Annotated in this window: 18 protein-coding genes and 2 tRNA genes; 2 read left to right on the top strand and 18 right to left on the bottom strand. The window is 62.3% G+C overall.

The features are described 5' to 3' along the window. Positions 1–202 precede the first annotated feature (202 nt). The 14 genes from rpsO to rlmE form a co-directional block, all read right to left on the bottom strand. Positions 203–472: a 30S ribosomal protein S15 gene (rpsO, locus tag KVG96_RS20660; protein WP_085578459.1), complete on the bottom strand. Its 270-nt coding sequence runs from the start codon at positions 470–472 to the stop codon at positions 203–205. 139 nt (positions 473–611) lie between these two features. After that, a complete protein-coding gene (truB, locus tag KVG96_RS20665) occupies positions 612–1,529 on the bottom strand; it encodes a tRNA pseudouridine(55) synthase TruB (protein ID WP_217893705.1) in 918 nt (305 codons plus the stop codon). A 4-nt stretch (positions 1,530–1,533) separates the two neighbouring features. Further along, positions 1,534–1,935 carry a 30S ribosome-binding factor RbfA gene (rbfA, locus tag KVG96_RS20670; protein ID WP_217893706.1) on the bottom strand — a complete coding sequence of 134 codons (402 nt, stop codon included), beginning with the start codon at positions 1,933–1,935 and terminating at the stop codon, positions 1,534–1,536. Positions 1,936–2,094: 159 nt separating this feature from the next. Beyond that, positions 2,095–4,617 (bottom strand): translation initiation factor IF-2, encoded by a 2,523-nt coding sequence (gene infB / locus KVG96_RS20675; RefSeq protein WP_085578452.1) that lies wholly within the window; start codon positions 4,615–4,617, stop codon positions 2,095–2,097. A 27-nt stretch (positions 4,618–4,644) separates the two neighbouring features. Next, complete coding sequence (gene nusA / locus KVG96_RS20680) at positions 4,645–6,126, bottom strand: transcription termination factor NusA (protein WP_085578449.1); 1,482 nt, start codon at positions 6,124–6,126, stop codon at positions 4,645–4,647. A 59-nt stretch (positions 6,127–6,185) separates the two neighbouring features. Next, positions 6,186–6,644, bottom strand: a complete 459-nt coding sequence (gene rimP, locus KVG96_RS20685; RefSeq protein ID WP_085578886.1) for a ribosome maturation factor RimP — start codon at positions 6,642–6,644, stop codon at positions 6,186–6,188. 127 nt (positions 6,645–6,771) lie between these two features. Next, positions 6,772–6,848: transfer RNA gene (locus tag KVG96_RS20690), tRNA-Met, on the bottom strand. A gap of 98 nt (positions 6,849–6,946) precedes the next feature. Continuing rightward, positions 6,947–7,032: transfer RNA gene (locus KVG96_RS20695), tRNA-Leu, on the bottom strand. 22 nt (positions 7,033–7,054) lie between these two features. Beyond that, a complete protein-coding gene (gene secG, locus KVG96_RS20700; RefSeq protein ID WP_085578447.1) occupies positions 7,055–7,438 on the bottom strand; it encodes a preprotein translocase subunit SecG in 384 nt (127 codons plus the stop codon). A gap of 4 nt (positions 7,439–7,442) precedes the next feature. Beyond that, positions 7,443–8,198, bottom strand: coding sequence for a triose-phosphate isomerase (gene tpiA / locus KVG96_RS20705; RefSeq protein WP_217893707.1), 756 nt, complete (start codon positions 8,196–8,198; stop codon positions 7,443–7,445). A gap of 65 nt (positions 8,199–8,263) precedes the next feature. Further along, positions 8,264–9,601 carry a phosphoglucosamine mutase gene (gene glmM, locus KVG96_RS20710; protein WP_085578443.1) on the bottom strand — a complete coding sequence of 446 codons (1,338 nt, stop codon included), beginning with the start codon at positions 9,599–9,601 and terminating at the stop codon, positions 8,264–8,266. Between the two features lie 15 nt (positions 9,602–9,616). Beyond that, complete coding sequence (folP, locus tag KVG96_RS20715) at positions 9,617–10,468, bottom strand: dihydropteroate synthase (protein ID WP_217893708.1); 852 nt, start codon at positions 10,466–10,468, stop codon at positions 9,617–9,619. Between the two features lie 8 nt (positions 10,469–10,476). After that, positions 10,477–12,381: an ATP-dependent zinc metalloprotease FtsH gene (ftsH, locus tag KVG96_RS20720; RefSeq protein ID WP_217893709.1), complete on the bottom strand. Its 1,905-nt coding sequence runs from the start codon at positions 12,379–12,381 to the stop codon at positions 10,477–10,479. A gap of 212 nt (positions 12,382–12,593) precedes the next feature. After that, entirely contained in the window at positions 12,594–13,217 is a 624-nt protein-coding gene (gene rlmE / locus KVG96_RS20725) for a 23S rRNA (uridine(2552)-2'-O)-methyltransferase RlmE (protein WP_085578437.1), read from the bottom strand. Positions 13,218–13,319: 102 nt separating this feature from the next. Between rlmE and yhbY the strand changes: the two genes are divergently transcribed. Then, positions 13,320–13,628 carry a ribosome assembly RNA-binding protein YhbY gene (gene yhbY / locus KVG96_RS20730; RefSeq protein WP_217893710.1) on the top strand — a complete coding sequence of 103 codons (309 nt, stop codon included), beginning with the start codon at positions 13,320–13,322 and terminating at the stop codon, positions 13,626–13,628. Positions 13,629–13,640: 12 nt separating this feature from the next. On the opposite strand, the gene KVG96_RS20735 is transcribed toward yhbY, so the two are convergent. The 4 genes from KVG96_RS20735 to carA all read right to left on the bottom strand — a co-directional run bounded on the left by KVG96_RS20735 (position 13,641) and on the right by carA (position 19,024). Beyond that, a complete protein-coding gene (locus KVG96_RS20735; protein ID WP_217893711.1) occupies positions 13,641–14,090 on the bottom strand; it encodes an MFS transporter in 450 nt (149 codons plus the stop codon). Then, positions 14,068–14,544, bottom strand: a complete 477-nt coding sequence (gene greA, locus KVG96_RS20740) for a transcription elongation factor GreA (protein WP_217893712.1) — start codon at positions 14,542–14,544, stop codon at positions 14,068–14,070. Before greA ends, KVG96_RS20735 begins: the two co-directional genes overlap by 23 nt. Further along, a complete protein-coding gene (gene carB / locus KVG96_RS20745) occupies positions 14,541–17,762 on the bottom strand; it encodes a carbamoyl-phosphate synthase large subunit (protein ID WP_217893713.1) in 3,222 nt (1,073 codons plus the stop codon). Before carB ends, greA begins: the two co-directional genes overlap by 4 nt. Before the next feature lie 125 nt (positions 17,763–17,887). Next, positions 17,888–19,024 carry a glutamine-hydrolyzing carbamoyl-phosphate synthase small subunit gene (gene carA / locus KVG96_RS20750; protein ID WP_085578426.1) on the bottom strand — a complete coding sequence of 379 codons (1,137 nt, stop codon included), beginning with the start codon at positions 19,022–19,024 and terminating at the stop codon, positions 17,888–17,890. 289 nt (positions 19,025–19,313) lie between these two features. On the opposite strand from carA, the gene KVG96_RS20755 reads away from it, so the two are divergent. Beyond that, a complete protein-coding gene (locus KVG96_RS20755; RefSeq protein WP_225927435.1) occupies positions 19,314–20,729 on the top strand; it encodes a DNA cytosine methyltransferase in 1,416 nt (471 codons plus the stop codon). Positions 20,730–20,733 lie beyond the last annotated feature (4 nt).

Genomic DNA, 20,733 nt, shown 5'->3' on the forward strand with positions numbered 1-20,733 from the left:
TACCTTCTTTGTGGCTCTTGGGGGAACTGGTTTCTTGCGAAATTCTTGGGCAATGTCGGGAATCGGCCCGATGCGGATTGTCCGGGGTGCTGCCGGGATGAATCAGGTGCCTCAGATAAAACTTGAGGCTGGGAGCCTGCCGCCTGCCGGCGGAAAACCGCAGACAGCCGACAGGCAACCAACCTCATAGCGCGATCGCTGATTAGCGACGCAGGCCCAGGCGGCCGATCAGAGCGCTGTAGCGGCTCAGATCTTTGCCTTTCAGGTAGTCCAGCAGCTTGCGACGCTGGTTAACCATGCGGATCAGACCACGACGGGAGTGGTGGTCTTTGCCGTTGGCCTTGAAGTGACCTTGCAGCTTGTTGATGTTGGCGGTCAGCAGTGCAACTTGCACTTCTGGCGAGCCGGTATCACCAACGGCTTGCTGGTAGTCGGTAACGATTTGAGCTTTTTCTGCTGCGCTGAGAGCCATGAGGCAATCCTTTTATCAGGAAACCGTCCAGGGACGGTTTCAACAGGCCAGGGACAAATCCCTGTATCAATAAAAGAGCAGTGACCGTGCCTGTTGACAGCCACCCTCGCCGGCCCGCTGTTACGCGAACCGGTTCCGGTCATTCCGACCGAATCAAGCGACGCGGCGCAATGCGCCCGTCTTCGCTCACTTCACCGATGCCGATGAAGCGACCGTTGTGATCCTGTACCCGCACCATGCCGAACTTCGGCGCATCCGGAGCCCGCACCGGCTGGCCGTTGAGCCAGTAGAACGCGCTGTGCTCCGAGAACTTCAGCAGCGGCCAATCCTGCAGGCCGCTGTCCGCCGGCATCAGGAAGCGGTCGAGCGCTTCGTTGCCGCCTTCGGCATGGGCCGCTTCGAGCTCTTCGAGGGTCACGGTCTGCGCCAGGGTGAAAGGCCCGGCCTGGGTACGCCGCAATTCAGCGACGTACGCACCGCAACCGAGCTGCTCACCGATATCCTCCACCAGGGTGCGGATATAGGTGCCCTTGCTGCATTCCACCGCCAGTCGCGCAGTATCGCCTTCGAAGGCCAGCAATTCCAAGCGCGCAATAGTAACAGAACGCGGTTCGCGCTCCACTACTTCACCTGCACGGGCCAACTTGTAAAGCGGCTGGCCATCACGCTTGAGCGCCGAGTACATCGGCGGTATCTGATTGATTTGGCCACGAAATTGCGGCAAGACCGCTTCGATTTCGGCGCGACCGACGGTCACCGGACGCTCCTGCAGAACCTCGCCCTCGGCATCGGCCGTGGTGGTGGTCTTGCCCAGTTGCGCCAGGGTCTCATAGCCCTTGTCGGAATCGAGCAGGTATTGCGAGAACTTGGTCGCCTCGCCGAAGCACAGCGGCAGCACGCCGGTGGCCAGCGGGTCGAGGCTGCCCGTGTGCCCGGCCTTCTCGGCGTTGAGCAGCCAGCGGACCTTTTGCAGCGCCGCGTTGGAGGTGAACCCCAACGGCTTGTCGAGCAGGATGATGCCGCTGACGTTACGACGGATACGTTTGACCTGGGCCACCGGATTACTCCTTGGTGTCTTCGGGTTCGGCCGACGTCTCGTGCAGGCTGTCTTCAGCCACCGCACGGTCGATCAGGGCCGACAGGTGCGCGCCGCGGGCGACGCTTTCGTCGTAGTGGAAATGCAGTTGCGGCACGCTGCGCAGCTTCATTTCGCGGGCCAGCTGCATGCGCAGGAAACCGGCGGCGGCGTTCAGCACCTTGATGCTCTGCGCGATGTCGGCGGCGTTGTCCTGCCCCATCACGGTGATGAAGATCTTGGCGTGACCGACGTCACGGCTGACATCCACCGCAGTGATGGTGACCAGGCCGACGCGCGGGTCTTTGACTTCACGACGGATCAGTTGGGCCAGCTCGCGCTGCATCTGATCGCCGATACGTTGGGTACGGCTGTATTCTTTTGCCATGGTTTGTTACCTGTAACTGCCCCACGGCGAAACCCGTGAGGTCTGAAAGCGGCAAACGCCCGGCCTGGCGGAGGCCAGACCGGGCGTTGCGTTTAGAGTCCGCCGGACGGGCTGCGCAGATCGCTGCGGCGGCCCGTTGCGGCTCCTGAAGTGCGCGAGTCAGAGGCTGCGAGCAACCTGAACCTTCTCGAAGACTTCGATCTTGTCGCCGACCTTGACGTCGTTGTAGCTCTTCACGCCGATGCCGCATTCCATGCCGGCACGGACTTCGGAAGCGTCATCCTTGAAGCGGCGCAGGGATTCCAGCTCGCCTTCGAAGATCACGATGTCTTCACGCAGTACGCGGATCGGACGGTTACGGTGCACGACACCTTCGACCACCATGCAGCCGGCGATCGCGCCGAACTTCGGCGAACGGAACACGTCACGCACTTCGGCGATGCCCAGGATGTTCTCGCGGACATCGCTGCCGAGCATGCCGGTCAGGGCCTTCTTGACGTCTTCGATGATGTCGTAGATCACGTTGTAGTAACGCATGTCCAGACCTTCCTGCTCGACGATCTTCCGTGCGCCCGCATCGGCACGCACGTTGAAGCCGAACAGCACGGCGTTGGAAGCCAGTGCCAGGTTGGCGTCGGATTCGGTGATGCCACCGACGCCGCCGCCGACCACGCGCACTTGCACTTCGTCGTTGCCCAGGCCGTTGAGGGCGCCTTGCAGGGCCTCCAGCGAACCGCGGACGTCGGACTTGAGGACGATGTTGAGCGTCTTCTTCTCTTCCTGGCCCATGCTTTCGAAGATGTTTTCCAGCTTGCCGGCGTGGGCGCGGGCCAGCTTGACTTCGCGGAACTTGCCTTGACGGAACAGGGCCACTTCACGGGCCTTCTTCTCGTCGGCCACCACGCTCATCTCGTCACCGGCGTCAGGCGTGCCGTCCAGGCCGAGGATCTCGACCGGAATGGCCGGGCCCGCTTCCTTGATCGGCTTGCCGTTCTCGTCGAGCATGGCGCGCACGCGGCCATAGTTCGAACCGACCAGCACCATGTCGCCTTGACGCAGGGTACCGTCCTGAACCAGCACGGTGGCCACCGGGCCGCGGCCCTTGTCCAGACGCGACTCGACCACGACACCACGGCCTGGGGCCGACGGAGTGGCGGTGAGCTCAAGCACTTCGGCCTGCAGCAGCACGGCTTCGAGCAGCTCGTCGACGCCGGTACCCATCTTCGCCGAAACCGGAACGAACGGCGTGTCGCCACCCCAGTCTTCCGGCGTCACGCCGTGGGTCGCCAGTTCGCTGCGGATGCGGTCGAGGTCGGCACCCGGCTTGTCGATCTTGTTCACCGCCACCACCAGCGGCACGCCAGCAGCCTGGGCGTGCTGAACGGCTTCGATGGTTTGCGGCATCACGCCGTCGTCGGCCGCGACCACCAGGATCACGATGTCGGTCGCCTTGGCGCCACGGGCACGCATCGCGGTGAACGCCGCGTGACCCGGGGTGTCGAGGAAGGTGACCATGCCGCGTTCGGTTTCGACGTGGTACGCACCGATGTGCTGGGTGATGCCGCCGGCTTCGCCCGCAGCGACCTTGGCGCGACGGATGTAGTCGAGCAGCGAGGTCTTGCCGTGGTCAACGTGGCCCATGACGGTCACGACCGGAGCACGAGGCACCGCCTCGCCTTCGAACTTCAGGGACTCGGCCAGGGAATCTTCCAGGGCGGTGTCGCTGATCAGGGTCACTTTGTGGCCCAGTTCTTCGGCGACCAGCTGGGCAGTTTCCTGGTCCAGTACCTGGTTGATGGTGGCCGGGGTGCCCAGCTTGAACATGAACTTGATGATTTCAGCAGCCTTGACCGACATCTGCTGGGCCAGATCGCCCACGGTGATGGTCTCGCCGATCTTCACGTCACGCACCACCGGCCCGGTAGGGCTCTGGAAACCGTGGGCGTTGCGTTTCTTCAGCTTGGACTTGCTGCTGCGACCGCCGCGGCGGAAGCCATCGCTTTCTTCGTCGGTGGTGCGGGGCGCCACGCGAGGGGCGGGTGCCTTTTCCTTGACCGATGCGCGGTGCGGAGCGTTCTTGCGCTCGCCGTCACCGCCGCCGCGACGGCTGTTCTCGTCGGCGCGTGGCTTGTCCGGACGACGCTGGTCGTCACGCTTGCGCACTTCGACGACCGGGGCGGCCGGCGCGGCGGATACCGCTTCGCGCACAGGCTCGGCCACCGGAGCCGGAGCGGCCACAGGCTCGGCCGCAGCGGCCGGGGCAGCAGGAGGCTGACGGCGCGCTTCTTCTTCGGCGCGCAGGCGGGCTTCCTCTTCTGCCTTTTGACGGGCAGCGTTTTCCACGGCGCGGCGCTCGTCCAGCTCACGCTGACGCTCGGCCTCGATTTCTTCGGGGCTGCGCTGCACGAAAACCTTTTTCTTGCGCACTTCTACGCTGATGCTCTTGCTGCCGGCCACCCGCAGGGTGCTGGTGGTTTTACGCTGCAGCGTGATCTTGCGTGGTTCTTCCACTTTCGCCTTGTGGCTGCTCTTCAAGTGAGTCAGCAGGGACTGCTTTTCACTGTCAGTCACATGTTCTTCGGCGGCGGTGTGCGGCAGACCTGCCTCACGCATCTGCTGCAACAGGCGCTCTACCGGTGTTTTGACCTCATCGGCCAGTTGTTTCACCGTGACTTGCGTCATGCACTTCTCTCCTCAGGCCGCGCCTAATTACTCGAACCAGTGGGCTCGGGCGGCCATGATCAACTTGCCGGCACGCTCTTCGTCGATACCGTCGATGTCGAGCAGGTCGTCAATCGACTGCTCGGCCAGGTCTTCGCGGTTAACTACGCCGCGCACCGCCAGTTCCGCCGCCAGATCCTTGTCCATGCCCTCAAGCGAGAGCAGGTCTTCGGCCGGATGGGCGTCTGCCAGTTTTTCCTCAGTAGCGATGGCCTTGGTCAACAACCGGTCCTTGGCGCGAGCACGAAGCTCGTTGACGATTTCCTCGTCGAAGCCGTCGATGTTGAGCATCTCTTCCAGCGGTACGTAGGCAATCTCTTCCAGGCTGGTGAAGCCTTCGTCGACCAGCACCTGGGCCAGCTCTTCGTCGACTTCCAGCTCGTCGATGAAGTTGCGCAGGATGTCGCCGGTCTCCGCCTGTTGCTTGGCCTGGATGTCCGATTCGGTCATCACGTTCAGGGTCCAACCGGTCAGCTGACTGGCCAGACGCACGTTCTGGCCGCCGCGGCCGATGGCCTGAGCGAGGTTGTCGGCACCCACCGCGATGTCCATGGCGTGGGCGTCTTCGTCAACGATGATCGCCGCCACTTCGGCAGGCGACATGGCATTGATCACGAACTGCGCCGGGTTGTCGTCCCACAGGACGATGTCCACACGCTCGCCACCCAACTCGCCCGACACGGCCTGGACGCGCGAACCGCGCATGCCGATGCACGCGCCCTGCGGGTCGATGCGCTTGTCCTTGGAACGGACGGCGATCTTGGCGCGCGAACCCGGATCCCGGGAAGCGGCCATCACTTCGATCAGGCCTTCGGCGATTTCCGGCACTTCGATGCGGAACAGCTCGATCAGCATTTCCGGCGCGGTGCGCGACAGGATCAGCTGCGGGCCGCGGTTCTCGGTGCGGATTTCCTTGAGCAGCGCACGCAGGCGCACGCCGACCCGGAAGGTCTCGCGGGAGATGATGTCTTCACGGGCCAGCAACGCTTCGGCGTTGTTGCCCAAGTCGACGATCACGTTGTCGCGGGTCACTTTTTTCACGGTGCCGGAGATGATCTCTCCCAGGCGCTCGCGGTAGGCGTCCACGACCTGGGCGCGCTCGGCTTCACGAACCTTCTGTACGATGACCTGCTTGGCGGTCTGCGCCGCGATGCGGCCGAACTCGATGGACTCGATCTTCTCTTCGACGACGTCGCCGACCTTGGCGCCCGGATGCGTTTCGGCAACCTTGCTTGGCCAGGTCTCGATGGCCGGATCGTCCAGATCGGCTTCCTCGACCACCGTCCAGCGACGGAAAGTCTCGTAGGAACCGGTGTGGCGGTTGATTTCCACACGCAGGTCCACTTCGTCTTCAAAACGTTTTTTGGTTGCAGTGGCCAGAGCCAGCTCCAGCGCTTCAAAAATCACGCCTGCCGGTACACCCTTTTCATTGGATACCGACTCAACAACCAGCAGTACTTCTTTGCTCATCGTACGCCTCGCCTTTCGCAAGCCATTGGATCCGCGGGATCCGCAGTATCTGGCAGGTCTCAGTCAAAACTGGGAATAATGTTGGCCTTGTCGATCATATCGATCGGCAACAGGAACTCATGGTCATCCACCTGCACCACGACATCCTGCTCTTCCACTCCGCGCAGAAGGCCCTGAAAGTTGCGCCGGCCTTCAAAAGGCGAACGCAATTTGATCTTCACTTGTTCGCCGGCATGCGAAGCAAACTGTTCCAGAGTGAACAGCGGGCGATCCATGCCAGGAGAGGACACCTCAAGGGTGTATTCGGAACTGATCGGGTCTTCCACATCGAGAACCGCGCTGGCCTGGTGACTGACTGCCGTGCAGTCGTCGATCAGGATGCCGCCCTCTTTATCGATGTAGATCCGCAAAACCGAATGTTTGCCTTGAGAGATGAATTCGATCCCCCAGCATTGATAGCCAAGAGCCTCGACCACCGGGGCCAACAAGGCCTGCAACTGTTCTAGCTTGCTCGACACCTGAACCCCCTCGTGCATGCTGTGCAAATAAAAAATGGGCAAAAAGCCCACCATGAGATTGCCGCGCGACAGCGGCATTGAAAGTGTCCAGCTAACAAAAAGCCCCTGAAGAAGGGGCTCCTTAAACTGGTTGCGGGGGCCGGATTTGAACCGACGACCTTCGGGTTATGAGCCCGACGAGCTACCAGACTGCTCCACCCCGCGACAAAGCTGGGGCGAAAGTATACGACCGAACCCTAACAAGGGTCAATGTAACCTTCCACCTGCAAGAAAGCCCGCAACAGCGGGCTCTCCTGACTAATTGGTACCGAGAAGGGGACTCGAACCCCTACACCCTATGGGCACAACCACCTCAAGGTTGCGTGTCTACCAATTCCACCACCTCGGCAAAACTACGTTTGAAACCCTTCTTACTTCTGCTCTTGAGCTGGAGGTACGTCAGTCGCCGAGCTGGCCGACTTTTGCTCTTGAAGCACCGGGACATCATCAGAAGCCGGTTGTTGCTTTGGAACTTCCAACACCGCTGGATCTGGCAGACCTGCTTGAGTCAGCTGATGAGCCTTCTCTTTAGCAAAGTATCCTAACCCTAAGCTGGTTATGAAGAAACCGGCGGCGAGTATAGCAGTAAACTTACTAAGAAAGGTAGAGGAACCTTGGCTTCCGAACACAGTATTTGAAGCACCTGCTCCGAAAGACGCACCAGCGTCCGCTCCCTTACCCTGCTGCAGCAAAACCAGAGCAACTACGCCCAATGCACCCAGCAGATGAAAAACGACTACGACTGTTTCCAGCATTTTTTCAGTTTCCCGCGGCGCGGCAAATCGCACCGAACTCATCTGCATTCAGGGAAGCTCCACCAATGAGCCCCCCATCGATATCCGGCATGCCGAACAGTTCAGCCGCATTGGCCGCCTTCACGCTGCCGCCGTACAGAAGCCGCACACCTCGTGCCACTTCAGGATTCTCTGCCGCCAATTGCTCACGGATGGCCTTGTGCACATCCTGAGCCTGCTGCGGCGTCGCAGTCAGCCCGGTGCCAATGGCCCAGACCGGCTCATAAGCGATGACTGCCTTCGCAAAGGCACCCACGCCCAATTCTTCGATGATGCTGCCCAGCTGACGCCCGACAACCTCAAGGGTCTTTCCGGCCTCGCGCTGCTCAAGGGTTTCCCCTATGCAGAGCACCGGAACCAGACCGCAGGCCTGTGCCGCCGCGAACTTGCGGTTCAGCATCCCGTCACGCTCGCCCATGATCTGGCGACGCTCGGAGTGCCCGACAAGCACCAGGGAACAACCTGCATCCACCAACTGACTCGGAGCGATCTCACCCGTCAAGGCGCCTTGCATGGATTCCACCGCAGAATTCTGCGCGCCGACCGAAATCGACTTTCCTTTCAGGCCATCAATCACTTGATTGATGAACAGGCAAGGCGGGAATACCGCGACATCAATGCCGCTTGGCAATGCCAGATGACGGAGGCCGTTGATCAGCTCAGCGACGCTGGCGCGGGTACCGTGCATTTTCCAGTTACCAGCTACCATAGGGCGACGCATGCTTTACCTCGTCGGTCAAAGTGGGCGCAGATGTTACCCAACACAATCATGGCTGGCAAGCCGAATCATGCAGAAACTTCAGTCACCAGTTTTGCCAGCTCTTCGGCATAGCCGCGGACCTGAGCCTCGTCCTCGCCTTCGACCATGACACGCACCAAAGGCTCTGTCCCGGACTTGCGCAGCAGAACGCGGCCACGGCCAGCCATCGCCTGGGTGACACGGGCACTGGCTTCTTTGACAGCAGGATGCTCGAGCGGACTTTCGCCGCCGCCGAAACGCACGTTGATCAGCACCTGCGGACACTTGCGCAGCGCCTGGCGGGTCTGGGCCAGCCCTTCGTTGCGGGTCTTCAGCGCCATCAGCACCTGCAGCGCCGCGATGATCGCATCCCCGGTGGTGGTGTGGTTGAAGCACACGACATGCCCCGAGTTCTCACCGCCCACCAGCCAGTTGCGCTCCAGCAGCTCGGCGATGACATAACGGTCGCCGACGTTGGCGCGAACGAACGGGATGCCCAGGTCGGCCAGCGCCAGTTCCAGCCCGAGATTGCTCATCAAGGTGCCGACCACACCGCCCTGAAGCTTGCCGCGCTCGTGCAGATCCCGCGCGATGATGAACAGCAGCTCGTCGCCGTCGACCACGGCGCCGGTATGGTCCACCATCTGCACCCGGTCGCCGTCACCATCGAAGGCGATGCCCAGGTCGGCGTGCTCCGCCAGCACCGCGGCCTGCAACGGCCCCATGTGAGTCGAGCCGCAGTTGTCGTTGATGTTCAGGCCGTTGGGCTGGGCCGACAGCACCACGACCTCGGCGCCCAGCTCGCGGAACACGCTCGGCGCCACCTTGTAGGTCGCACCGTGAGCGCAGTCGATCACGATCTTGAGGCCCGAGAAGCTGGTGCCGGACGGCACGCTGCTCTTGCAGAATTCGATGTAACGGCCCGAGGCATCGTTGATCCGCGAGACCTTGCCGATCTTGCTCGACTCGACCACGGTCATCGGTGTGTCGAGAAGCTCTTCGATCATCAGCTCCAGCTCGTCCGGAAGCTTGGTGCCCTTGCCGGAGAAGAACTTGATGCCGTTGTCGTCGTGCGGGTTGTGCGAAGCGCTGATCACGATCCCGGCCTCGGCCTGGAACGTGCGCGACAGGTAGGCGATGGCCGGCGTCGGCATAGGGCCGAGCAGCATCACGTCGGCCCCGGCGGAGGTCAGGCCGGCCTCAAGCGCCGACTCGAACATGTACCCCGAAATCCGGGTGTCCTTGCCGACCAGCACCTTGCAGGCGCCCATCTTGCGGAATGCCATGCCGGCCGCCCAGCCGAGCTTGAGCATGAAGTCTGGAGTGATCGGATATTCACCGACCCGGCCGCGAATACCGTCAGTGCCAAAGTATTTCTTGCTCATAAGTGCTCCATATTCCTATTCGGCCGATTCCACGGCTTCGATCATCCGCACGACGTCCACCGTTTGCGCCACGTCATGCACGCGCAGTATGCGCGCACCTTTGACCGACGCCAGCGCCGCCAGTGCCAGACCACCACTCAAACGTTCATCCACGGGGCGATTCAAGGTCTGCCCGATCATGCTCTTGCGGGAAACGCCCACAAGCAGCGGCCGTCCAAGCGCATGCAGGGATTCCATGTGCCTGAACAAGCTTAGATTGTGCTGCAGGGTTTTGGCGAAACCGAAACCGGGATCGAGAATGATCCGCTCGGCGGGAATGCCCGCCGCGGCGCACGCCGACATCCGCTGCGCCAGAAACTCGCCTACTTCACGGGTGACGTCCTGGTACTGCGGATTGTCCTGCATGTCGCCAGGCTCGCCCAGCATGTGCATGAGGCACACCGGCAAACCCGTGGCCGCCGCCGCATCCAATGCACCGTCCCGGCGCAACGAGCGGACGTCGTTGATCAACCCCGCGCCCAGCCGAGCCGTCTCACGCATCACCGACGGGGTCGAGGTATCGACCGAAATGATCACATCCAGCTCCCGGGCGATCCGCTCCACGGCCGGGGCCACACGCTCGAGCTCCTCCAGCGGAGAAACCGCCCGTGCGCCGGGCCGGGTCGATTCGCCACCGACATCGATCAACGTCGCACCGGCCAGCACCATCGCTTCGGCATGGCGCAACGCAGCGTCGAGCTGACCGTACCGGCCGCCATCGGAGAAAGAATCGGGAGTGACATTGAGAATGCCCATGACATGCGTCCGGGCCAAATCAAGAACCCGGTTGCCGCAAGGCAACCGGGTCAGGGACTGAGCAGAAGTCATTTCAAACCTTAAACGTCAGCTGCCGGACCGCCGATCGGAGTTTCCGGCCGCTCATCCCGCACCACGGGCGGAGGCGTACCGGTGCCGCCCGACCAGTCGCGAGGCTCGCGCGGTTCGCGTCCGGCCATGATGTCGTCGATCTGCTCGGCATCGATCGTTTCATACTTCATCAGGGCATCGGCCATGGCATCGAGCTTGTCACGGTTGTCCGTGAGGATCTGCTTGGCGGTGCCGTAGCACTGGTCGATGATGCTGCGCACCTCGGAGTCGATCAGCTTGGCCGTCTCGCCGGAGAAGCTCGCGTTCTGGCTGCTGCCGCCACGTCCGAGGAACACTTCGCCCTCTTCTTCGGCATACATCAGCGGGCCGAGTTTTTCCGACAGGCCCCACTTGGTCACCATGTTCCGGGCGATCTGGCTTGCCCGCATGATGTCGTTGGAGGCACCGGTGGTAACGCCGTCGAAGCCCAGGGTCATCTCCTCGGCGATACGACCACCGTACAGCGAGCAGATCTGGCTGATCAGCGCGCGCTTGGACAGGCTGTAGCGATCCTCTTCCGGCAGGAACATGGTCACGCCCAGCGCACGGCCACGCGGAATGATCGACACCTTGTAGACCGGGTCATGCTCGGGCACGACGCGGCCGACGATGGCATGACCGGCTTCGTGGTAAGCGGTGTTCTGTTTCTCTTTCTCGGACATGACCATGGTTTTGCGCTCGGCGCCCATCATGATCTTGTCTTTCGCCAGCTCGAACTCCTTCATCTCGACGATGCGCTTGCCGGCGCGGGCGGCGAACAGGGAAGCCTCGTTGACCAGGTTGGCCAGGTCGGCGCCGGAGAAGCCCGGAGTCCCGCGGGCGATGACGGCCGGAGCGACATCGTCGCCCACCGGCACTTTGCGCATGTGTACCTTGAGGATCTGCTCACGCCCGCGGATGTCCGGCAGGCCGACCACCACCTGACGGTCGAAACGCCCCGGACGCAGCAGCGCCGGGTCAAGCACGTCAGGACGGTTGGTCGCGGCGATGACGATGATGCCGTCATTCATCTCGAAGCCGTCCATCTCGACCAGCAACTGGTTGAGGGTCTGTTCGCGCTCGTCGTGACCGCCGCCCATGCCGGCGCCACGATGGCGACCCACGGCGTCGATCTCGTCGATGAAGATGATGCATGGCGCGTGCTTCTTGGCCTGTTCGAACATGTCGCGAACACGGCTGGCACCGACACCGACGAACATCTCGACGAAGTCGGAACCGGAGATGGTGAAGAACGGCACCTTGGCTTCGCCGGCGATCGCCTTGGCCAGCAGGGTCTTACCGGTACCCGGAGGGCCGACCATCAGGACGCCGCGAGGAATGCGGCCGCCCAGACGCTGGAACTTGCCCGGATCGCGCAGGAATTCGACGAGCTCGCCGACTTCTTCCTTGGCTTCGTCGCAGCCGGCGACGTCGGCCAGGGTGGTCTTCACCTGATCCTCGGACAGCAGGCGCGCCTTGCTCTTGCCGAAGCTCATCGGGCCGCCCTTGCCGCCGGCACCGCCCTGCATCTGGCGCATGAAGAACATGAACACCGCGATGATCACCAGGATCGGGAAGCTGGCCACCAGCAACTGGGTCCAGATGCTCTGCTGCTCCGGCTGCTTGCCCTCGATCACGACATGGTTGTCGACCAGGTCGCCGATCAGACCGTTGTCCTGGATGGCCGGACGAATGGTCTTGAAGCTGTCGCCGTCATTGCGCTTGCCGGTGATCACATAGCCGTCGACGGCCACGCGCTCGACCTTGCCGTCCTTGACCTGCTGGATGAAGTCGGAATAGTTGAGGGTCTGCGGCTCGTTCGGACTGGAGAAGTTGTTCATCACAGTCACGAGGACCGCCGCGATGATCAACCACAAAATCAGGTTCTTTGCCATATCGTTCAATTCGTTACCCTCTGAAGCAGGCCAGGCGCAGCCGTGCCTCGCATGATAATCACCGGCTTAACTTACTACATTACCCGCACGACTGCAGGCGCCGTCTGTAACCCTTTGTGAAACCTAGACTACACGATGTTGTTCCAGGCCAGGTTCCGTGTCCCATTGCAAAAAACTATGGAACGCCCCTGAAAGCCCTGGCCTGACGCCTTTCACTCGCCGCGATAGCCCCATGCCAGCAGGTATTGCTCGCGGGAACTGTCGCGGGAACTGTCCGGCTTGATCATCTGGACCTTGTCGAATTTCTGACGAGTGTCCTTCAGATAGGCATCGAACCCCTCTCCCTGGAAAATCTTGATCAGGAAATTGCCGCCAGGCTTGAGGATCCGGGCCGCCAGATCAAGGGCCAGCTCACAGAGGAACATGGCCTTGGGCATGTCCACGGCAGGCGTACCACTCATATTGGGGGCCATATCGGAAATCACAAGATCCACCTGCGAATTGCCTACGGCTTCAAGAATGCGGGCGAGCACTTCGTCCTGGGTGAAGTCACCGTGGACGAAGGTCACGTCCGGGATGCTGTCCATCTCCAGGATGTCCGAGGCGATCAGGCGGCCCTGGCCGCCGATCAGCCGGCTGGTGACCTGCGACCAGCCGCCGGGCGCGGCGCCCAGGTCGACCACGCTCATGCCTGGACGGATCAGCTTGTACTTCTCCTGGACCTCCAGGAGCTTGTAGCTCGCGCGCGAGCGGTAACCATCCTTCTGCGCTTGTTTCACATAGGGATCGTTGACATGTCGTTTCAGCCAACCAAGGCTTGTCTTGGAACGCGCCATTGGGCACCTCGATGATAAGGGTCGTGATTTATCGGGCGGATCCACGAGCCCTCGGGTAAAATGGCCGCCATTTTTACAGAATCCAGACGAAAGGGTCAGATTATGCCGCTCAGCAACGAGCAGAAGAAACAATTCAAATCCATTGGTCACGACCTGAAGCCGGTTCTGATGGTGGCCGGCAACGGCCTGACCGAAGGTGTTCTCGCCGAGCTGGAGCGTGCGTTGACCGATCATGAACTGATCAAGGTGCAGGTCAAGCTCGAAGACCGCGACGACCGTCGCACCGTCATGGACGAGCTGGCCAAGGCCGGCCGCGCCGAGCAGGTGCAGGTCATCGGCAAGATGGTGCTGCTGTACCGCAAGAACCCGCAGCCGAACAAGCAGCTGTCGAACATCCACCGCTACAAATGACGGTGGCCCCGGTCAGCGGTGCGGCCTGCGCACCCTGACCGGCACGGACTGGGCCACCAGCACGATGCCGCTGATCCCCAGCACCACGAAACAGTACATCTGCCAGCGCTGATCGACCGACACGCCGTAGCGCAGCGTGTAATAGCCGAAGCAGGCGGCCAGGCCGACCAGCAGCACCCGGCCACTGAACACCCGCCACCATGCCGAGACACCGGCAACCCTCGCCAGCAGCGTCAGCTGGACCAGCATTCCCACCGCCGCCACACCGATCAACCAGCGGTCGATCTGCGTCGCGACATCGTCGATCAGCAACGGCGCCAGCCCGCTGACCTTCAGCGCCGGAATCAATCCGACATGAAACACCCACAGGCCGCCGACCCAGAAGACCTGGGACAGCTGCCAGAGGATGGCCTCAAGGGTGGGCGCCCGGAACATCGCGTCAGATGTGCTTGACTTCGACAATCTCGTACTCGACCGTACCGCTCGGGGTTTTGATTACGACGGCATCACCCTCTTCCTTGCCGATGATCGCCCGGGCAATCGGCGCATTCGCCGAGAGCTTGCCCTTTTTGATATCGGCTTCGTCCTCGCCGACGATCTGGTAGGTCACCTGATCGCCGGTTTCGGTGTTTTCCAGGTCCACGGTGGTGCCGAAGATCACCTTGCCGGTGTGGGCGATGGTGGTGACATCGATCACCACCGAATTTTGCAGACGGCCTTCGATGTCGCGGATCCGCGCCTCGACCATGCCCTGCTCTTCGCGAGCGGCATGGTATTCGGCGTTTTCCTTGAGGTCACCGAGTTCACGCGCTTCGCCGATTGCCTGGCTCAGGCGTGGACGCTCGACCTTGCTCAGAAACGTGTGTTCTTCCTCCAGGGCTTTGGCGCCCTGGACGGTCATTGGGTACTTGATCATGCCTTCAATCCTGCGTGGAGATCCTGCAAGCGGCGCACGGTCTTCTCGGGACCGAACTTCAGCGCTTCACAGATGGCTTCGCCCGCCGCGATGGTGGTGGTGCAGTAGATCTTGTGCTGCAGGGCATTGCGGCGAATGGAGTAGGAATCGGCGATCGACTGGCGACCTTCGGTGGTGTTGATGATCAGGGTGACTTCGTCATTCTTGATCATGTCGACCACGTGCGGACGACCTTCGGTCACCTTGTTCACGCGGCGCACCTTCAGGCCTGCGGCCTCGATCACCTTGGCGGTGCCGGCGGTGGCCACCACTTCGAAGCCCAGGCCGATCAGGTCACGGGCCACGCCCGCCACCAGCGGCTTGTCGTCGTCGCGGACGCTGATGAATGCGGTGCCGCCGGTCGGCAGCACTTCACTGGCGCCCATCTGGGCCTTGGCGAATGCTTCGCCGAAGGTGTCGCCGACGCCCATCACTTCACCGGTGGACTTCATCTCCGGGCCGAGGATCGGGTCGACGCCAGGGAACTTGGCGAACGGGAACACCGCCTCTTTCACGCTGTAGAAGTTCGGGATGATTTCCTGGGTGAAACCCAGCTCTTTCAGGGTCTTGCCGGCCATTACGCGGGCCGCGATCATCGCCAGGGAAACACCGATGCACTTGGACACGAACGGCACGGTACGGGACGCGCGCGGGTTAACTTCGATGACGTAGATGTCTTCGCCCTGCAGCGCCAGCTGCACGTTCATCAGACCGACGACGCCCAGTTCCAGGGCCATTTTCTTGACCTGCTCGCGCATCTCGTCCTGGATGTGCGCCGGCAGCGAGTACGGCGGCAGCGAGCATGCGGAGTCACCGGAGTGGACACCGGCCTGCTCGATGTGCTGCATGATCGCGCCGATCACCACGTCCTTGCCGTCGCTGACCGCATCCACGTCCATCTCGATGGCGCAGTTGAGGAAGTGGTCCAGCAGCACCGGGCTGTCGTTGGACACCTGCACCGCTTCGCGCAGGTAACGCTTGAGCTCTTCTTCCTTGTAGACGATTTCCATCGCCCGGCCGCCCAGCACGTAGGACGGACGCACCACCAGCGGGTAGCCGATCTTGGCGGCGGCGCGGACGGCTTCGTCTTCGCTGCGCACGGTGGCGTTCGGCGGCTGACGCAGGTTCAGGCGCTCGACCATCTGCTGGAAGCGCTCGCGGTCTTCGGCACGGTCGATGGCGTCAGGGCTGGTGCCGATGATCGGCACGCCGGCCGCTTCGAGGGCACGGGCCAGTTTCAGCGGGGTCTGGCCGCCGTACTGGACGATCACGCCTTTCGGCTTCTCGACGCGGACGATTTCCAGCACGTCTTCCAGGGTCACCGGCTCGAAGTACAGACGGTCGGAGGTGTCGTAGTCGGTGGAGACGGTTTCCGGGTTGCAGTTGACCATGATGGTCTCGTAGCCGTCATCGCGCAGCGCCAGCGCCGCGTGCACGCAGCAGTAGTCGAACTCGATGCCCTGGCCGATGCGGTTCGGGCCGCCACCGAGGATGATGATCTTGTCGCGGCCGGACGGCGCCGCTTCGCACTCTTCCTCGTAGGTCGAGTACAGGTAGGCGGTGTCGGTGGCGAACTCGGCGGCGCAGGTGTCGACGCGCTTGTAGACCGGGAACACTTCCAGCTTCTGGCGGTGGGTGCGCAGGTTCTTCTCGGTGACGCCCAGCAGCTTGGCCAGACGCTGGTCGGAGAAGCCCTTGCGCTTGAGGCGGAACATCAGGTCGCGGTCGATGGCCGACAGACCGAGGGTCTTGACCTTCTCTTCTTCCTTGACCAGATCCTCGATCTGCACCAGGAACCACGGGTCGATCATGTTCATGCCGAAGATGTCTTCGACGGTCAGGCCGGCGCGGAACGCGTCCGCCACGTACCAGATGCGCTCGGCGCCCGGCACGGTCAGTTCGCGCTTGAGGACGCTCATGCTTTCCGGGTTGCTCAGGTCGAGCTTCTCGTCCAGGCCGCAGACGCCCACTTCCAGGCCGCGCAGGGCTTTCTGCAGGGATTCCTGGAAGGTACGGCCGATGGCCATGACTTCACCCACGGATTTCATCTGGGTGGTCAGGCGCGCGTCGGCCTTGGCGAACTTCTCGAAGGCGAAGCGCGGCAGCTTGGTGACGACGTAGTCGATGGACGGCTCGAAGGACGCCGGGGTCTTGCCGCCGGTGATGTCGTTCGACAGCTCGTCGAGGGTGTAGCCGACGGCCAGTTTCGCGGCGACCTTGGCGATCGGGAAACCGGTGGCCTTCGAGGCCAGGGCCGACGAACGGGACACCCGCGGGTTCATTTCGATCACGACCATGCGGCCGGTGTTCGGGCAGATGCCGAACTGCACGTTGGAGCCGCCGGTCTCGACGCCGATCTCACGCAGCACCGCCAGGGAGGCGTTGCGCAGGATCTGGTATTCCTTGTCGGTCAGGGTCTGGGCCGGGGCCACGGTGATCGAGTCGCCGGTGTGCACGCCCATCGGGTCGAAGTTCTCGATCGAGCAGACAATGATGCAGTTGTCCTTTTTGTCGCGGACAACTTCCATTTCATATTCTTTCCAGCCGATCAGGGATTCGTCGATCAGCAGTTCCTTGGTCGGCGACAGGTCCAGGCCGCGGGCGCAGATCTCTTCGAATTCTTCGCGGTTGTAGGCGATGCCGCCGCCGGTGCCGCCCATGGTGAAGGACGGACGGATGATGCACGGGAAGCCCAGGCGCTCGAGCACCGCGTTGGCTTCTTCCATGCTGTGGGCGATGCCGGAGCGCGGGCATTCCAGGCCGATGGCCTTCATGGCCTTGTCGAAGCGCGAGCGGTCTTCGGCCTTGTCGATGGTGTCGGCGTTGGCGCCGATCATTTCCACGCCGAACTTCTCCAGGACGCCTTCGCGTTCCAGGTCCAGGGCGCAGTTGAGTGCGGTCTGGCCGCCCATGGTCGGCAGCAGCGCGTCCGGACGCTCCTTCTCGATGATCTTGGCGACGGTCTGCCACTTGATCGGCTCGATGTAGGTGGCATCGGCCATGGCCGGGTCGGTCATGATGGTGGCCGGGTTGGAGTTCACCAGGATGACGCGGTAACCCTCTTCGCGCAGGGCCTTGCAGGCCTGGGCGCCGGAGTAGTCGAATTCGCAGGCCTGGCCGATCACGATCGGGCCGGCGCCGAGAATCAGGATGCTTTTAATGTCTGTACGTTTTGGCATGGGTTTGTCACTCAAATCCGCAGGTCAGTCGGCAAGCCGTCCTGATCGATTTCTGAAGTATCGAGGGGGCCGCCAGTTGCGGGGCCGCCCTCGAAGGGCTTCTCGCTACAGTCTCAGGCGAACGCTCAGCGTCGCTTGGCCATCTCGTTGATGAAGCGGTCGAACAGTGGCGCCACGTCGTTCGGGCCCGGGCTCGCCTCAGGGTGGCCCTGGAAGCTGAACGCGCTCTTGTCGGTGCGCTCGATGCCTTGCAGGGTGCCGTCGAACAGCGATTTGTGGATCGCACGGACGTTGGCCGGCAGGGTCGCTTCATCCACCGCGAAACCGTGGTTCTGGCTGGTGATCATCACGACACCGGTGTCCAGGTCCTGCACCGGGTGGTTGGCGCCGTGGTGGCCGTGGCCCATCTTCAGGGTCTTGGCGCCGGAGGCCAGGGCCAGCAGTTGGTGGCCGAGGCAGATGCCGAACACCGGGATCTCGGTTTCCAGCACGTCCTTGATCGCCTGGATCGCGTAGTCGCAAGGCTCTGGATCGCCAGGGCCGTTGGACAGGAACACGCCGTCCGGCTTGAGGGCCAGCACGTCGGCGGCCGGGGTCTGGGCCGGCACCACGGTGACGCGGCAGCCGCGCTCGACCAGCATGCGCAGGATGTTGACCTTGACGCCGTAGTCGTAGGCGACGACGTGGTAAGGCAGCTCGGAGGCTTCGAGGGTCGCGTGGCTGTCGGTCTTCAGGTCCCAGACAGTGGAGCGCCATTCGTATTGGGTCTTGGTGCTGACGACCTTGGCCAGGTCCATGCCCTTCAGGCCCGGGAAGCCTTGCGCGGCGGCGATGGCGGCTTCTTCGGAAATGTTGTCGCCGGCCATGATGCAGCCGTTCTGCGCGCCTTTCTCGCGCAGGATGCGGGTCAGGCGACGGGTGTCGATGCCGGCGATGGCCACGACGTTGTTGGCCTTCAGGTAGTCGGACAGGGACATCGTGTTGCGCCAGTTGCTCGCCACCAGCGGCAGGTCGCGGATGACCAGGCCGGCCGACCACACGCGGTTGGACTCGGCGTCTTCCGGCGTGGTGCCGGTGTTGCCGATATGCGGGTAGGTCAGGGTAACGATCTGCTGGGCGTAGGAAGGATCGGTAAGGATTTCCTGATAGCCGGTCATTGCGGTGTTGAACACCACCTCACCAACGGTCTGACCGTCGGCTCCAATGGCTTCGCCGCGAAAAATGCTGCCATCAGCAAGGGCGAGTATGGCTGGCTTAGTCAAGAAGACCTCCCGTAAATAACGCATGAAGGGGCAATCGCAGGTTGTAAAAAAGCGGAGTGACGTATGGACACGTCACCCCGCTTCTTCACTGAATTACTCTGCGCGCTTTTAGTGGACACACTAAAGCTGTAGCTTACAGGAATGCCTTCAAAATCGAAAGGGCAGGATACGCACAAACTCGACAGGATCCAGGCAGGGCAAATTGAGATTAAGCCGCCGCTGCGGTTGACACCCCTTCGCCCCTCTCTAGAATGGGTACCCATGTAAAGTTTCGGGAATGAAACCCGCAATGAGTACCCATATCAGCATCGCCGACGCCGCCGTACTGCTGAACGTCAGTACGCAACGGGTCAGAACTCTATGCCGCTGCGGCGAACTCCAGTCCGAGAAGATCGGCAACGCCTGGATCGTCGAGCAAGCCAGCCTGAAAAACTACGGCCTTCGAACCGCACACATGATCGCACAAGACCACCCCGCCTACGCCGTCCAGACGTCATCCGACTCACGCAAACCGATCGCCCTGAGCTTCTTCTCCGGCGCCATGGGCCTGGACCTGGGCCTGGAAAAGGCCGGCTTCGACATCCGCCTGGCGTGCGAATCGAACAAGCACTGCCGTCAGACCATCGCCCTGAACCGCCCCAACACGGCCCTGCTCGGCGACATCAACGACTGCACCGCCGAGCGGGTCCTGGAAGCCGCCCAGGTGCGCGCCGAAGACGTCGACCTGATCGTCGGCGGCCCGCCCTGCCAGGCCTTCAGCACCGCCGGCAAGCGCAAGGCGTTCAATGACGACCGCGGCAATGCCTTCCTCAAGTACATCGACCTCGCCCTGGAGATCCGCCCGCGCTTCATCGTCATCGAGAACGTGCGCGGCCTGCTGTCGTGCCCGATGGATCACCGTCCGCACAACCAGCGCGGCAGCGAGTTCCCGGACCTGTCCCTCGACGAAATGAAGGGCGGCGCGCTCAACTTCGTCATCAGCGTGCTCAAGCGGGCGGGCTACACCTGCACGTTCAACCTCTACAACTCGGCCAACTTCGGCACGCCGCAGATCCGCGAGCGGGTGATCATCATCTGCTCCCGCGACGGCAAGGAAGCGCCCTTCCTGACGCCTACGCATTCCGAGGATGGTTCCCACGGCCTGCCGGTCTGGAACAAGCTGCGCGGCGCCTTGCAGGGCATCGGCCAGCACACGCACCTGAACTTCCCGGAAAAACGCCTCAAGTACTACCGCATGCTCAAGGCCGGGCAGAACTGGCGCAGCCTGACGCCGGAACTGCAACAAGAAGCCCTCGGCAAATCGTACTTTTCCGGCGGCGGCAAAACCGGCTTCCTGCGGCGCCTGCACTGGGACAAGCCGTCCCCGACCCTGGTGACCCACCCGGCCATGCCGGCCACCGACCTGGCCCACCCCGAGGAAGACCGACCGCTGTCGATCCAGGAGTACAAGCGCATCCAGGAGTTTCCGGACGACTGGCAACTGGCAGGCCCGTTGATCGAGCAGTACAAGCAGGTCGGCAACGCCGTGCCGGTGAGCCTCGGCCATGCGGTCGGCAGGCTGATCCGCCAACTGCTGGCCGGCACCGACAGCGTCCCTCCGCAGAACTTTCCGTTTTCGCGCTACCAGGCCACGTCCCACACCGAGTGGCTGAACCTGTTCGAACAGCAGAAGCAAAAGCACCAGTTCAACCTCGAACTGGCCTGACCCG

Source organism: Pseudomonas ekonensis (assembly GCF_019145435.1).
Taxonomy (GTDB): Bacteria; Pseudomonadota; Gammaproteobacteria; order Pseudomonadales; family Pseudomonadaceae; genus Aquipseudomonas; species Aquipseudomonas ekonensis.